12 protein-coding genes and 1 pseudogene are annotated in these 15,019 nt (G+C 57.9%); all 13 read left to right on the top strand.

Annotated elements, in window-relative coordinates; all coding sequences use genetic code 11:
• Positions 1–197 precede the first annotated feature (197 nt).
• Complete coding sequence (locus ACO6VD_RS14495) at positions 198–863, top strand: response regulator (protein WP_422419962.1); 666 nt, start codon at positions 198–200, stop codon at positions 861–863.
• A gap of 164 nt (positions 864–1,027) precedes the next feature.
• The gene (locus ACO6VD_RS14490; RefSeq protein ID WP_422419960.1) at positions 1,028–1,690 is read left to right on the top strand and encodes a response regulator; all 663 of its coding nucleotides are present in this window, start codon (positions 1,028–1,030) and stop codon (positions 1,688–1,690) included.
• Positions 1,687–3,207: pseudogene (locus ACO6VD_RS14485) on the top strand (ATP-binding protein); the annotation flags it as partial. The gene ACO6VD_RS14490 and the pseudogene ACO6VD_RS14485, both read left to right, overlap by 4 nt.
• Before the next feature lie 139 nt (positions 3,208–3,346).
• Positions 3,347–4,087: a response regulator gene (locus ACO6VD_RS14480; protein ID WP_422419958.1), complete on the top strand. Its 741-nt coding sequence runs from the start codon at positions 3,347–3,349 to the stop codon at positions 4,085–4,087.
• Positions 4,084–6,444, top strand: coding sequence for an ATP-binding protein (locus tag ACO6VD_RS14475; RefSeq protein ID WP_422419956.1), 2,361 nt, complete (start codon positions 4,084–4,086; stop codon positions 6,442–6,444). The genes ACO6VD_RS14480 and ACO6VD_RS14475 overlap by 4 nt, the downstream gene beginning before the upstream one ends.
• Before the next feature lie 284 nt (positions 6,445–6,728).
• Positions 6,729–7,277, top strand: a complete 549-nt coding sequence (locus tag ACO6VD_RS14470; RefSeq protein WP_422419954.1) for a fimbrial protein — start codon at positions 6,729–6,731, stop codon at positions 7,275–7,277.
• 71 nt (positions 7,278–7,348) lie between these two features.
• A complete protein-coding gene (locus ACO6VD_RS14465) occupies positions 7,349–8,095 on the top strand; it encodes a molecular chaperone (protein WP_422419952.1) in 747 nt (248 codons plus the stop codon).
• Between the two features lie 89 nt (positions 8,096–8,184).
• Complete coding sequence (locus ACO6VD_RS14460; RefSeq protein ID WP_422419950.1) at positions 8,185–10,728, top strand: fimbria/pilus outer membrane usher protein; 2,544 nt, start codon at positions 8,185–8,187, stop codon at positions 10,726–10,728.
• Positions 10,725–11,849, top strand: a complete 1,125-nt coding sequence (locus tag ACO6VD_RS14455; RefSeq protein WP_422419948.1) for a fimbrial protein — start codon at positions 10,725–10,727, stop codon at positions 11,847–11,849. The genes ACO6VD_RS14460 and ACO6VD_RS14455 overlap by 4 nt, the downstream gene beginning before the upstream one ends.
• 503 nt (positions 11,850–12,352) lie before the next feature.
• Complete coding sequence (locus tag ACO6VD_RS14450) at positions 12,353–12,688, top strand: FimD/PapC C-terminal domain-containing protein (RefSeq protein ID WP_422419946.1); 336 nt, start codon at positions 12,353–12,355, stop codon at positions 12,686–12,688.
• Positions 12,685–13,809: a fimbrial protein gene (locus ACO6VD_RS14445; protein ID WP_422419945.1), complete on the top strand. Its 1,125-nt coding sequence runs from the start codon at positions 12,685–12,687 to the stop codon at positions 13,807–13,809. The genes ACO6VD_RS14450 and ACO6VD_RS14445 overlap by 4 nt, the downstream gene beginning before the upstream one ends.
• Positions 13,810–14,126: 317 nt before the next feature.
• A complete protein-coding gene (locus tag ACO6VD_RS14440; protein WP_422419944.1) occupies positions 14,127–14,438 on the top strand; it encodes a DUF6124 family protein in 312 nt (103 codons plus the stop codon).
• 331 nt (positions 14,439–14,769) lie between these two features.
• On the top strand, positions 14,770–15,019 hold a 250-nt coding region (locus ACO6VD_RS14435; protein ID WP_422419943.1), incomplete at its 3' end, for an IS110 family transposase.

Below are 15,019 nucleotides of genomic sequence, written 5' to 3'. Positions count from 1 at the left end.
TTACGTGCGCCTGAAATTTATCTGATGTATGCCACTATTAGCTTTTAGGAGTTTTCCGATACTCAACAGGACAGTACTTCTCTAGATTACATGACAATCGCGCTGATGCCTTATTTGCACTAATGCTGATAGTTGCAGGCGATTTGCAGTAATACCTGGATGTATTTTTGCTCGCTATACAGAGTGTCCTGTAATCTATGAAACGCTTAAAAGTTGCTTTGCTGGATGATCATGCAATCGTGCGGCATGGATTGGTCAATCGCTTGGTGCAGGAGCCGGAGTTTGAAGTGGTCGGTGTTTACGCCCGTAGTCGCGACTTGATGAGCGGCCTGGCGGCAGCCCCGGCCGATGTCCTGCTGCTGGATTTTGTTCTCGGCCCAGATGAACTGGACGGTGTATTGCTGATTCGCGCGTTGCGGGTGAAGTATCCGGAGTGCCGTATCCTGGTTTTTTCCGCACACCATGATTCGGCGACCGTGATTCTCGCCTTGCGCGTAGGGGCGCGGGGATTTCTTGGTAAAGGCGAAGACATGGGGCAACTGGTCAAGGCCATCAAGGTGGTTGCCTCGGGCGCTGTGTACTTGAGCCCGGACATGGCTTACCGGGTCGCTGAAGCCACCGCGATCAGCAACGACGGCGACGAGAAAGATCGCGCTGACGCGATACGTTCTGTCAGCTTATCCAGCCGTGAACAGGAGGTCATTCGCTGTTACCTGGCGGGCATGACCATCACCGATATCGCCGAGAAATTCAATCGCAGCATCAAGACCATCAGTACGCAAAAGGCTGCGGCGTTTCGCAAGTTGGGCGTGGTTTCCAACAACGAGCTGTTCAAGATAAAACATATCATTGAAGGGCGTTGAACAGGCCTCGCAGCAACTGCGCGAATCGCGTGGGAGGTGTTCAAACACAAGGTGAAAATTGCCTGCCGTTGGGTATACTCAGGTGCGTACCAGGGCGCTGAGCAGATCAGCTATCCCTTATTTCAACAGTGCCTATTGCGCTGGTTCGACTGGACTCGTTCGCCATGAAACGGATACGCATTGCGTTACTCGATGACCACGCCGTAGTACGCCATGGGCTGGCCAACACCCTGGCCGCCGAAGCAGACTTTGAAATCGTCGGTGTGTATGAGCGAAGCCGGGACCTTATCCCAGGATTGGCGAAAGCGCCTGCCGACTTGCTGCTGCTGGACTTCTCCCTGAACCCCGACGAGCTGGACGGGGTGTCGCTGATCCGCGCGTTGCGGGTCAAGTTTCCCGCTTGTCAGATTCTTATCCTCTCGTCCCACCACGACCCGGCAACCGTAGGCCTGGCCATGCGCGTAGGCGCCCGCGGCTTTGTCGGCAAAGGCGAAGAGATGGCGCAACTGGTCAAGGCCGTGCGCCGGGTGGCAGGCGGTGCGGTGTACTTGAATGCCGACATGACCTATCGGCTGGCCGAGTCGGTGACCAGTGCCACTGAGGACAAGAGCGAGGCACCGGACCCGCTGGTTCAGGCCGATCTGACCAGTCGCGAACAGGAGGTTATTCGCTGCTACCTGGCGGGCATGACCGTGAGCGACATTGCGGAAAAATTCAACCGCAGCATCAAGACCATCAGCACCCAGAAAACTTCGGCGTTTCGCAAGCTCGGGGTGACCTCGAACAATGAGTTGTTCAAGCTGAACAAGATCATCGGGCCGTCATGAGTGCGTGGGCGCGCCGGGCGACGCTGGTTTTATTGCTGACAGGCTGCTGGAGCTCCATTGCCTGGGCCGCAACGATTGAGCTGAGTGCCGAGGAACAGCGCTGGATCAAGGCCCATCCGCTGCTGAGGGTGGGCGTGAACGATGACCTGATTCCGTTCGAGTACATGGAGGATGGGCAACTGCATGGACGGTCATCGCATTTTTTTGAAGCGGTAAGTCGCGAGACCGGCCTGACGTTCAGCTATGTGCCCGGCAACAGACAGGCGGTGCGTGAGGTCTGGTTGCAGGAAGGCCAGGTTGACCTGCTGTCCTCCTATTTTCATTTCAAGGGCACGCCGCTCCCGAGCAATTTGAGCGTACTGCCTTACCACACCACCTCGCCCATCATTGTTACCCGTCTCGACGCCCCCGACGCCTTTGATCTTGATCAGTTGCAAGGCAAAACCGTGGTGATCTCCGGCCTCCCGCACTACGAGGCCATGTTCAGGGACAGGAAAATCAAGGCCCGACTGATCAAAAGCAGTTCGGCCCTGGAGATGCTGAACCTGGTCAAGGACGGTCAGGCGGATGCCGTGGTGGCCAGTGGCACCTTCCTGATGCCTTATCTATACCGGCAGTTCCAGGGCGTTCTGGAGACCTCGGGTGTGGTCGGCAGTGAGCAAATGGATGTGAACATCGCGGTACGCTCTGACCAGACTGTGCTGCTTTCAATCCTTGAGAAAGTCCTGCGCTCGATCACCGCGCAGCAACAGCAAGAAAGCCACGAGCACTGGTATAACGACTTTGACCCGCATCACCTTTCGCTACAGAGCATCAGTAGCCACTACCTGCACGTGCTGCTGTTAGCAGCGCTGATGCTGGTTGGCCTGTGTCTACTGGTGTATCGCAGCCTTCTACAACGCCGGCGAGCCGTGCGTAACGAAGAGGAAAAGACCCAGCTGCTGGCGGTCATGAGCCATGAAATCCGTTCACCGATGAACGCGGTCCTGGCGGCCATGGAACTGCTCGGGCACACCCGGCTCAATGAGCAGCAGCGCCACTTTGCCGATCTGGCCAACAGCGGTGCCAATGCACTGCTGCGCCTGCTGGACAATGTGCTGGATGTGTCCAGGCTGGAAACCGGGCAGCTGCGTCTTGCTCTCGAACCGACCGATGTCGGTGCGTTGTTACAGGGCGTGGCGGGCCTGCAACGTTTGCGCGCCCGGGAAAAGAACCTGGCGTTGAACCTGCATATCGAGCCGCAACTGCCCCTGTTGCTGCTGGACAGTACGCGTCTGGGCCAGGTCTTTCACAACCTGCTGTCCAACGCGATCAAGTTTACCGATGCCGGCCATGTCGATGTGCACTTGCGCCTGCGGGTGGAAGAGGGCGCAGAAGAGCAGTTGGAGATCGAAGTACGCGACACCGGCATCGGTATCTCCGAGGCGGTCCAGGCTTCATTGTTTCGACCCTATGCACAGGCCAGTCACTCGTATAAACGATCGGGCGGTACCGGCTTGGGATTGGCGATCTGCCGACAGCTGGTGGACTTGATGAACGGTTCGTTGGTACTGGAGAGTGAGCTGGGGCGTGGGTACTGCGATAACCATTCTCTTGCCGGTGAGCCGCGCGTCCAGACCCCAGACGGTGTCTACCGTTGCAGCGGCGCTACCGAGCATGGCAACCCCTTGCGGTCTGCAGGTGCTGGTAGTGGAAGATACCTTGGCCAACCAGGAAGTGCTGCGCGCGCAAATCAGCGGCTTTGGCTGTCGACCCGTGGTGGCCGCCGACGCTGCCCAGGCCCGTGCTTTGTTTCGCGAAAGCCGCTACGACCTGATCCTGATGGACTGCGACTTGCCCGATCAGGATGGCTACAGCCTGGTCCGTGAATTGCGCGAGCTGGAGCCGCAGCTGGGCCGTGTACATTGCCCGATCATCGCTATTTCGGCGTTGACCGGTAATGAGCACCTGGAGCGCTGCTTTGCTGCCGGAATGGACGGAGTGTTGAGTAAACCCATTGGCCTGAACCCACTGCGCGACGTCATCCAGACCTGGTGCAAGGTGAACCTGGCCGCCCCCAGCGCGGCCTTGATGGCGCCCACGCTCGACCAGGCGGCAATCAACCGGGAAATGGCCCGCGACGTCGGTAGCCTGGTAAAGGCCATGGCCCTGTTCGATCGCAAGGCTGCCCTGCATGCTGCCCACCGTTTGAACGGTGCCGCCTTGATCATGGAATGGGAGACCTTGGCCCGCGACAGCAAGACCCTGGAAACGCTGTTGCGCGCCGAGGTGGCGTGGGATGCCCCGGCCTACCTGGAAACGTTGACGGCGCTGGTCGAACACTGGAATGCCTTGAGCGGTGGCATGCCGCTCGATGTGCTGCCGACGGGACGCGCTCATCGGGCGGTGCCATTGTGAGCCTGCTCATCCGGCCCCTGCTATTGACCTTGAGCCTGTTGACCAGCCTGGCGACAGCGGGCGAATACGCTAATCCCCCGCCGATGGAATTGACTGCGCAGGAGCAGGACTGGATCGCCGCCCATCCCGTCTTGCGCGTCGGTGTATTCGATAACCTCATTCCCTTCGAATATTTGAACGACAAGCAACTGCGGGGACTCTCGGCCAAGTACCTTGCACTCGTGCAGCGCCGTACCGGCCTGCGCTTCGAATTTGTGGCCACCAGCACCCGCAGTTCGCGCAAGGATCAACTGCTCAGCGGCGAGGTCGACATTCTGTCCACCCGGCGCAGGTCCGAGAATCCGGCAGACGATAGCGGTCTGTTGTACACCACCCCTTACAACACCAGCTCGACCATCCTCGTCAACCATTTCGGCGACAGGCCTAGCGTTGATCTGAAGCAGATGGCTGGCAAGACCCTGGTCATGCTGGGGCGTGAAGTGTATGCCGGGTTCTTGCGCGAACAAGCGCCAGGGGTGAGGCTGATCGCCGCCGAGAATGCCGTGGACATGCTCGCGCTGGTCAAGAATGGCAGGGCCGACGCCGCTATTGCGTCGGAGTGGTTGTTGATTCCCTACCTGTCGCGACAGTATCAGGGGGAGCTGCAGATATCCGGCGTGGTACCTCAGTTGCATACCGGGGTCAGCATGGCCGTGCGTGACGAGCAGCCGCTGTTGCTGTCCATTCTGGAGAAATCGCTGGCATCGATCACTGCAGATGAACGCAAGGCCATCTACGACGATTGGTTTGCCGAAATGAACCTGGACATCCCGACCCTCACCGCCATTGCCGAGCACTACGATGGCGAGTTGTGGATGTTGCTGTCTGTTGTGCTGCTGTTGCTCGCGCTGGTTTGGCAAAGCCGCCAGCAACGGCGCCGGGCAATCCAGAACGAACGGGAAAAGGCCATGTTCCTGGCGGTCATGAGCCATGAAATCCGCTCGCCGATGAACGCGGTGCTGGCAGCGGTGGAGTTGCTCGAACACACCCCGCTCGACGAGCAGCAGCAACAGTTCACTGGCCTGGCCAATAACGGTGCAACCACGCTGCTGCGGCTGGTTGATGATGTACTGGATATCTCGCGGATCGAGGCTGGCCAACTCAAGCTCAACCTGGAGCCGGTGGACGTGCCGGCGTTGGTGCAACGGGAGATAGATGCGCACTTCCTGCTTGCCGATGAAAAGGGCCTGGAGCTGAGCCTCAGCGGCGAGCGCAACATGGCGCCGTTGTTGCTGGATGATCTGCGCGTGGCCCAGGTTCTGCGCAACCTGATCAGCAATGCGATCAAATTCACCGATGCCGGCCGTGTCGAGGTTCAATTGCAACTGTTGGAAGGGCCGACGGCCACTACCCGGCAGTTGTTGATGCGGGTCGTGGATAGCGGTATCGGTCTGTCGCCGCAGGCACTGCAGGCGTTGTTCCGGCCTTATGCCCGCTCACGCAACGCGTTCAAGCGCACCGGTGGCACCGGCCTGGGGCTGGTGGTCTGTCGGCGCCTGGTGAAATTGATGCGCGGCAAGCTGACGCTCGACAGCACGCTGGGGGTGGGTACTACGGTCGAGGTTGCGTTGCCGGTGGAGATGGCAGAGCCGCGAGCGCTGGAACAGCCTGTCACTGCCGACACTTCGGCAGTCAGCGGTCTGCGGGTGCTGGTGGTGGAAGACACCCTGGCCAACCGACACGTGCTGCGCGCACAGATCGAGGGCTTTGGCTGCGAAGCATTACTGGCAGAGGACGCCGCGCAAGGGCTGGCGTTGTTCAGCCAGCAGCCGGTCAATCTGGTGCTGATGGACTGCGATCTGCCAGACCAGGATGGATACAGCCTGGCCGCTGAGTTCCGTGAGCTGGAGCACAGCCTGCAGCGCCCGTACTGCCCGATCATTGCCATCTCGGCGCTGACCGGTAACGAACACCTAGAACGTTGTTTCGATGCCGGCATGGACGGCGTGCTGAGCAAGCCGATCCGCCTGGCCAAACTGCAGGAAGCCATCGAACTCTGGTGTGACGTACCGCTGGGGCAGCAGGAGCAGGACTTCACACCCCCGGTGATGGAAATGTCTGCCGTGCATGAGGAGCTACGCGCCGACCTGAGTCATCTGCTAGAGGCAGTAGCGCTGGGTGACAGGCAGGGCGCCTTGCATGCGGCTCATCGCTTGCACGGTGCCGCGCTGGTACTGGAATGGCGCGACTTTGCGGCGGCCGCCGCGACACTGGAGCAGACATTGCGGGTTCAAACTTGTTGGCGCAACGCTGACACGGCGGCTTACCTGCGCATTATTATCGAGCAGTGGCAAGTCCTGACAGATATTGCCGTATAGGGCTCTATAGTAAGTTCTATTTGGCGTGCGCAATTAACCTTGCTAAACAGGCGTATTTTTAGGAGCACTCCTATGGACGTCGATTCTGCAAAACTGCTTGTTAATTTAAGTTAATACTCAGCAGTTGCTTATGACTTTCTGCGCTGCATGGCTATTTTTCGGACCACTCCTATATTGAACGAATAGCACGTTACTTACACTTAACCACGCAACAGATCATGACCGCTCGCGATCATGAGCGTGCGCAACTAACAGCACAACATTCGTTCTCTCGGAGTTATTTCATGTACTTCAAATCCCGCCTTCTTGCAGTAATGATCGCTGCCGGTTCGACCCCTTTCGCCATGGCTGGGGATGGCAACATCACGTTCAACGGCCTGATCAATTCCGAAACCTGCGTTGTCAAAGTAAACGGCGCTGGTGCCAATGCCGCGGTCGTTCTGCCGACTGTCGCGGCGAAGACCCTGGGCACAGCAGGTCAAACCGCAGGCCTGACCCAGTTCACCATGGAGCTGACCGATTGCGGTGATGTGTCGAAAAAAGCCTACGCCTTCTTCGAAGCTGGCAGCACGGTTGACCCTCGTAGCGGCAACCTGAAAAACGCCTCGGGTACTGCTAAAGGGGTGCAGTTGCAACTGATCGATGTCAGCAGCACTAAACCAGACAACGCAATCAAAGTCGGACAAGAGTCGCAAAGAACCGCCACCACCCAGATCGCTACTACTACCGATGGCAAAGGGACTCTGCCGTATGGCGTGCAGTACTTCGCAGAAGGCCCAATTACCGCCGGTACTGTAATTAGCAACGTGACCTACACCATCGCTTACCCGTAAGTCGCAGGCAAAAGTCCACGCCCTTTTCTGTAAAGAAGGGGCGTGATTCCAGGTGCTAACGGGGCTTTTCTATGTTGTGCAAACGTCCTTTCAAACAGCTGTTGCTGGCCGGTCTGATAGCGCTGACGTGCGCTGAGGCCATGGCCGGTGTGGTGATCACCGGTACCCGTCTGGTTTACCCGGCCGGGCAAAAAGAAATTACCGTCAAGCTCAACAACAATGGCTCGCAACCGGCCTTGACCCAATCATGGATCGACACCGGTGATGTCAAATCCACGCCCACCAACTCCAGGGCGCCGTTTGTGCTGTCGCCGCCGGTGTCGCGCATTGATCCGGGCAAAGGCCAGAGCTTGCGGGTGATGTTCACCGGTGCGGCGCTGGCCGGGAACAAGGAGTCGCTGTTCTGGCTCAACGTCCTGGAGATTCCGCCCAAGTCACAGGACGCCGAGGCGCTCAACACGCTGCAGATGGCGTTCCGTTCGCGGATCAAGCTGTTCTATCGCCCAGAGGGCCTACCCGGTACGCCGAGCGAGGCCATCGAACAAGTGCAATGGCAAGTAGTGCCTGCCAGCAGTGGTCAGGGCCTGGCCTTGCAGGCGTTCAACCCCTCGGCGTTCCACGTCTCGGTGGTGGAGCTTGAGCTGGTCGTCGGCGCACAGCGCGATCGCGGTGCCGATGGCATGGTCGGGCCGGGTGAAACGCGCCAGTTCGCGCTGGAAAAACTCAAAACCCTACCCGCTGGCAATGCCCAGGTGGAGTTCAACGCCATCAACGATTACGGGGCACTGATACCGACGCGCAAAGCGCTCAAGCCCTGATTCACCCCTTCGACGTTATTGCTCGCGAGTTACCTATGCCTACCACATCCAGCTCCAGGTGTTTCCTGCGGGCGGAGCCCAGCTTCGCCTTGAATTCACTCGCGGTCCTGATACGCAAGGTGCTGACGGTTGCCCTTGGTGCAGGGGTAGGGCAAGGCGTGCTGGCGCAGGAGATTGAGTTCAACGATGCGTTCTTGCCCGAAGACTCTCGTAATATTGACCTTGGCGCTTATCAGGCCGGCAACCCGATCATGCCGGGTCAGTACCGCGCCGACGTCAAGCTCAACGGACTGCTGAACAGCCGTCAGGAAATTCGCATTGACGCCCAGAAAGATGGCCGCAAGCCGGTTATCTGCATGAGCACTGCCTTGCTTGAGCGCCTGGGTGTGCAAATGACGCGCTTGACGCCCGAGGCCAGCCAGTTGCTAGAAGGTCAGGGCTGCCCGTCGATAGCGAGCTTGATCCCTGGAGCCAGTGCGAGCTTTTCAGCCGAAGAGCAGACTCTCGATATCAGCATTCCTCAAGTCTCGCTCAAGCGTAATGCCCGCGGCTATGTCAGCCCGGAGCTCTGGGACCGTGGCGTAACCGCCGGCATGCTCAGCTACAACTTCAACGGCAACCGCAACAAGACCCGTGACGGCAACTACGACTCGGCTTATCTCGGCCTCAATGCCGGGCTCAACCTGGGTGACTGGCGCCTGCGCCACAACGGCTCGATGAGCTGGCAACCGCGCCTGGGCAACAAGTTCCAGTCGCTCGACAGCTACGCCCAGCGCGATATCACTTCGCTGAAAAGCCAATTGTTGCTGGGGGAGTCCAGCACCAACGGCGATATTTTCGACACCTTGTCGTACCGCGGCGTGCAACTGGCCAGTGACGATCGCATGCTGCCCGAATCCCTGCGCGGTTACGCCCCGGTAATCCGTGGCATTGCCCGCACCAACGCGCGGGTGACCATCCGCCAGTCCGGCAACGTGTTACTGGAGACCACCGTAGCCCCCGGCGCTTTCGTCATCGACGACCTGTACTCCACCGGCTATGGCGGCGACCTCAATGTCACAGTTTCCGAAGCCGATGGCACTGAACAGAATTTCATCGTGCCCTATGCCTCGGTCAGCCAGTTGCTGCGCCCGGGCACTTCGCGTTTCAGCCTCACCGCGGGTGAAACCCGCAACAACTACATCGATGACCAGGCCCGGCTGCTGCAAGGCACGCTGCAATATGGCTTGAGCAACACCTTTACCGGCTACGGCGGGGTGCAATCGAGTGATGACTATATGGCGGTGCTCACCGGCCTGGCATTCGGCACGCCGATCGGCGCCATGGCGGTGGATGTCACCCACGCCCAGACCGCGCTTGACGCCGGCACCTCGAAAGGGCAGAGCATGCGCCTGTCCTACAGCAAGAACATCCTCAGCACCGGCAGCAACTTCTCGGTAGCGGCCTACCGGTTTTCCACCGACGGCTACCTGGATTTCAGCAACGCCATGCAGTTGCTTGAAGGCGAGAAAAACGGCTGGGACACTACGGCATTCGGACGACCGCGCAGCCGTCTCTCGGTGAGCGCCGACCAGAGCCTGGGCCCGTGGGGGCAAGTCGCGCTCAGTGGTTATGCGCAAAACTATTGGGACCTGCCCGGTCGCGACGTGCAGTACCAGTTCAGTTACAGCAAGCAGTTCAACCGCGTCAGCTTCAGCCTCAACGCCAACCGCAGCCGCATGGGCCTGGGCGACATGGAAAACAGCTACCTGCTGACCATCAGCATGCCCCTGGAATTCGGCGATTCGGGCTACGGCCCGCAGCTGATGAGCCAGACCGGCCGTGACAGCCAGGGCCATTACAACCAGCAGGTCAGCCTCAGTGGCACGGCCGGTGCCGACCGTCAGTATGGCTATGGTGCAACCATTGGCCATGATGGTGCCGGCAACAGCAACAGCGCCTCCCTCAACGGCCAGTACACCGGCGCGAGCGCCATGCTCAGTGCCAGCCTGGGACGCGGCGAGGGCTACACCAGCATCTCGGTTGGCGCCAGTGGCACCGTGGTTGCCCACAGTGCGGGTGTAACCCTGACACCTTATCGCGGAGAAACCATGGCCGTGGTCAGCGCTCCGGGCGCCGAAGGGGCCAAGGTCGCCGGTTACCCCGGCCTCAAACTCGATAGCCGTGGCAATGCCGTGGTGCCGTACCTGCGCCCTTACGAACTCAACGATGTGGCAATCGACCCGATAGGCACTTCGCTGAGCGTCGAACTGACTGAAACCAGCCAGCAGGTGGCGCCACGTGCGGGTGCTGTCGTGCACCTTAAATACGGCACCAATCAGGGCCGGGCGGTGCTTCTCAACGTGCGCCTGGACGATGGCAGCGCCTTGCCATTTGGCGCTGGCGTAACCGATGGCGAAGGCACCTCGGTGGGCATGGTCGGGCAGGGTGGTCAGCTCTATGCGCGGGTCAAGCCCGAAACACGGCGCTTGCTGATCAACTGGGGCAGCAAGTTCGATCAGCAGTGCGCACTGGTCATTCCTGCCGGAGCAGACGCCGGTCAACAACTGGTGCAAGTGGATGCCGTGTGTGCGGCCGGTAAGCAGGTTGCTGATAGAGCGTCTGCCACTAGCATGCAGAAGGTAAAGTTATGAAAATGGGCTTGATGATTAAAATACTGCTGGCGGCTACTGCATTGTGGGGGATGGCTGATTCGGTCATGGCTAAATGCACAGTACATGAACATAAACCAACTGATGACATAATGCCGCTGCAGATTTCAGCAATAACTGTTGGCAGAGATGTGCCATTGGGCTCGATAGTTTTTCGGCAGTATCACAATACGTCTTCTGACAGTCTAAAGGTATCGTGCCAGATTCCATTCCAAGCAAATCATGAGTTTAAGGTTGATGGTTCTTCCAAGGCCAATTGGACGACTGGCCCTTATGCTCACAAGGTTTTCAAGACCAATATCAATGGTTTAGGTGTGGCGTTCAAGCGCGGGCCTGAAATTTTTCCATGGAAGTCCTCTAACGTTGATAGCGGCTGCGGGGGAACTCCCGGAGGAACTTGCGATCTCACGATCCGGCGAGAATTGGCTTGGGCCGAAATTCTTCTAATCAAAATCGGTGATGTTTCGCCTGGTTTGCTTAGGGGCAATCAATTGCCCCTTATGTCTATGTATTATCACATCGCGGAGCGTTCGGACTTGGTGTTCAAGGTGAAGTTCTCAGGTAACATTCAAATTGTGGCCAATACTTGCGTCACCCCCCATGTGCCGGTAACCATGGGCACATACATGCTCAAAGATTTTAAAGGAGTGGGCAGCGCTACCGCTTGGAGAAATTTCGACATTACCTTGAAAAACTGCCCGGCCTTCAATGGGATCTACGACACTCTAGAGGGTTCTCCAGCCTGGACCTCGCCATCGGCCAGCGATCCGGGTGGTCTCGGCCATCCTGGATTCAGTACCGACAACGATTTGAAGCTGCGTATCGATCCAACCCGCCCTGCGATCAACGCCCAGAAGGGGGTGCTCAGCCTTGATCCGAGCGGTACCAGCAGCACCCCCGCAGCCACGGGTATTGGTGTGCAGATCGCCGACAGTTCCGGCGAGCCGCTGCCGCTGGCAACTGCCTACGATCCCGACCTTTACTTGCGAACCATCCAAAGTGACTACATCATCCCCTTGCGAGCCCGTTATCTGCAGACCTCAAGCAAGGTAACACCCGGCCCGGCCAATGCGTCGGCGAGTTTTACGATTATCTACCAGTAGGTAGCCTGGGGAAGATCTTCACACCAGGCTCGCCCGGTCACTCCGGCGTGCAGCTGCCCCCCATTTTGTTTGGTGACTACAGCGTGGCAACTCCACAAATTAGGGGTTGGCCATGAAAAAGCCCGTCTCTGATCCCCTCTGCCTGCACCTCATTTAGGAACAGACTTTGTCCTGCGATTGGACACGTAGCGGCAGTAAATCCTGAATTCGCGATACCCCTTATAGACCGCCGCGCTCGGATTTACTGCCGCTTTGCGACAGATCGCGGGCAAGACCCGCTCCTACAGGGATTGCAGCATGCTCTGCGATGTTGAGCTGCTAGCCCACCTCGTTCGCCGGTTTCTTTTAGTCCTATTCCTATTTTATTCAGTTTTGCGGCTGATAAGATTTTTCTCAATAACAGTACCGGTTCGGCTGCACGTAGGCACTGCGACATCATTAATACTTCTCGCGAACGAGTTTTCTTATATCAAGCTCGTCCCACTAGGTGGTGCCATGCGCGAGTGCTGAAATACGGCACCAATCAGGGCCGCGCCGTGCTCCTCAATGTGCGCCTGGACGATGGCCGCGCCTTGCCATTTGGTGCTGGCGTAACCGATGGCGAAGGTACCTCGGTGGGCATGGTCGGGCAGGGTGGTCAGCTCTATGCGCGGGTCAAACCCGAGACACGGCGCTTGCTGATCAACTGGGGCAGCAAGGTCGATCAACAGTGCGCACTGGTCATTCCTGCCGGAGCAGACGCCGGCCAGCAACTTGTTCAAGTGGATGCCGTGTGTGCGGCCGGTAAGCAGGTTGCTGATAGCGCGCCTGTCACTAATATGCAAAAGGTAAAGTTATGAAAATGGGCTTGTTGATTAAAATACTGCTGGCGGCTACTGCGTTGTGGGGTATGGCAGATTCGGTCATGGCTGAGTGCGTGGAAGAATATAACAAACCAACTGATGACATAATGCCGCTGCAGATTTCAGCAATAACTGTTGGCAGAGATGTGCCATTGGGCTCCATAGTCTACCGGCAGTATTACAATACGTCTTCTGTGACTCTGTCTAAGCGGTGCAGGCTTCCGTTTCAACAGCAATACGAGTTCAAGCTTGATGGTCAATCCAAAGCTAATTGGACGACTGGCCCTTATGCTCACAAAGTTTTCAAAACTAATATCAATGGCTTAGGAGTGGTGTTCAAGCGCGGGGTTGAAGTTTTTCCTTTTAAATCCCCTAGCGTGAATAACACATGCCCGCAACAACCCGGCTCCTTTTGCTATCACGCGATCGCGCCGTCGTACGCGTGGTTCGAAATTCTTCTAATCAAAATCGGTGATGTTTCGCCTGGTCTACTTAGGGGCAATCAATTGCCCCTTGCCTCTATGTATTATTACATGGCGGAGCGCTCGGACTTGGTGTTCAAGGCGAAGCTCTCGGGTAACATTCAAATTGTCGCCAATACCTGCAGCACCGCCAATGTCGAAGTACCCATGGGCACGTACAAGCTCAAAGATTTTCAAGGAGTGGGCAGTGCTACAGGTTGGAAAGATTTCGACATTACCTTGAAAAACTGCCCGGCCTTCTTTGGGATCTACGACGCCCTGCAGAACTCTCCAAGCTGGACCTCGCCATCAGACACCGATCCGGGTGGTCTGGGCTATCCTGGATCCAGTACCAACAACGTTGTGAAGCTGCGCATCGATCCAACCCGCCCTGCGATCAACGCCAAGCAGGGGGTGCTCAGCCTTGATCCGACCCGTGTCAGCAACAACCCCGCAGCCACCGGTATTGGTGTGCAGGTCGCCAACGACTCCAACAACGAGCTGGCACTGGCAACTGCCCACAATACCGGCCTTTACTTGCGAACCATCCAAAGTGACTACTTCATCCCCTTGCGGGCCCGTTATCTGCAGACCTCAAGCAAGGTAACACCCGGCCCGGCCAATGCGTCGGCGACCTTTACGATTATCTACCAATAGGTAGCCTGGGCCAGAGCGATTGCCAGTGTGTCGTCCTAGGACCTATCCTACGCAATCTGTCGACCTCAGTAGCTTGCCCGGGGAAGGTCTTCACACTAGGCTCGCCCGGTCACTGAATAGTCGGTGATCGGGTTTGGCGACCCGGACAAGCACTCGTGTAGTTCCCTGTAAGTCGTCCAGTGTTATGGCGGCTGTGCGCGGGAGGGTTTCGGCCCTGCCGGGTTTCCGAGTGTTCCGGTTCGCCAACCCGCGTACAGCTGCCACCCAGTCGTTTGGCGACGAAAGTGTGGCAGCTCCTTCTACACTCGGAGTTGACCATGAAAAAGCCAGTCCCCGATCCCCCCAGCCTGCACCTCATTGAAACGCGCGAAACCGACGTCCCCTGTTGCCCGGAACATTCGCCATTGTTCAACGTACGCGCCGGCGTCAGTGCTGAAGATGCGTTGGTGCATGCTTCGTTCTACCTCAAGTGCGCCCGTACTACCGTTATCGAAGCCGTCCACCATACCAATAAGGAAGGACGCGGCTTGGCCTGGTCCACCCAGCATTCGGTGGAAATGGCCATGGCGCTGCTTGATGCGTTGCTTGACGAGCTAGAGGCGCGACAGATGGATGGCTCCACCCCGTAGGAGCGGATTCATCCGCGATCGGGCGCGTAGCGGCCGCAAATACTGCGTTCGCGACTCTCCTGATTTACCGCGTCGCTCGGGTTTGCTGCCGCTTTGCGGCAGATCGCGGATGAATCCGCTTGTGTCTTGAGGTAGGAATAGAATCTGAGGTGAGAGCGGTGAATGGCAAGTTGCTAATCCGGGGTGCCTAGAGCACGTGTAGGAGCACAAACTGCCATTCACCGTTCCACTTTGGCGAGAGCCCGAACAGTTGGATGAGGGCCAAATCTCGAATCACAAGCGTGGGCCAAGCCAAAGTTCTCTCACTCGTTGAGTCTAAGAGGTTTTGGCCATGTCTTCCTCTGTCGGCATCGATGTTTCCAGCACTACGCTAGCGGTTCACATCCGTCCCGAGGGTGTGAATTTCAATGTTTCCAATGACTTGAATGGCTTCAAGCAGTTGGTCGAAAAAATCAGTGATTACTCGCTTTCCCAGGTTTTGCTTGAAGCCACGGGTGGCTACGAGTGCGCGGCGCTGCGAGCGCTGCAGCAGGCCGGCATTCCGGTTTGCCGGATCAATCCCAAGCGCGCCCGGTCGTTCG

Source organism: Pseudomonas sp. GZD-222, from assembly GCF_049310525.1.
Lineage (GTDB): Bacteria > Pseudomonadota > Gammaproteobacteria > Pseudomonadales > Pseudomonadaceae > Aquipseudomonas.
The sequence above is the reverse complement of the archived record's forward strand: the minus strand, read 5'-3'. Positions and strand labels throughout refer to the sequence as shown.

Excerpts from the sequence above, each read along its gene's own strand:
- ACO6VD_RS14495 (WP_422419962.1), top strand. The coding sequence starts at position 198 with ATGAAACGCTTAAAAGTTGCTTTGCTGGATGATCATGCAATCGTGCGG.
- ACO6VD_RS14490 (WP_422419960.1), top strand. The coding sequence starts at position 1,028 with ATGAAACGGATACGCATTGCGTTACTCGATGACCACGCCGTAGTACGC.
- ACO6VD_RS14480 (WP_422419958.1), top strand. The coding sequence starts at position 3,347 with ATGGCAACCCCTTGCGGTCTGCAGGTGCTGGTAGTGGAAGATACCTTG.
- ACO6VD_RS14470 (WP_422419954.1), top strand. The coding sequence starts at position 6,729 with ATGTACTTCAAATCCCGCCTTCTTGCAGTAATGATCGCTGCCGGTTCG.
- ACO6VD_RS14465 (WP_422419952.1), top strand. The coding sequence starts at position 7,349 with ATGTTGTGCAAACGTCCTTTCAAACAGCTGTTGCTGGCCGGTCTGATA.
- ACO6VD_RS14455 (WP_422419948.1), top strand. The coding sequence starts at position 10,725 with ATGAAAATGGGCTTGATGATTAAAATACTGCTGGCGGCTACTGCATTG.
- ACO6VD_RS14445 (WP_422419945.1), top strand. The coding sequence starts at position 12,685 with ATGAAAATGGGCTTGTTGATTAAAATACTGCTGGCGGCTACTGCGTTG.
- ACO6VD_RS14440 (WP_422419944.1), top strand. The coding sequence starts at position 14,127 with ATGAAAAAGCCAGTCCCCGATCCCCCCAGCCTGCACCTCATTGAAACG.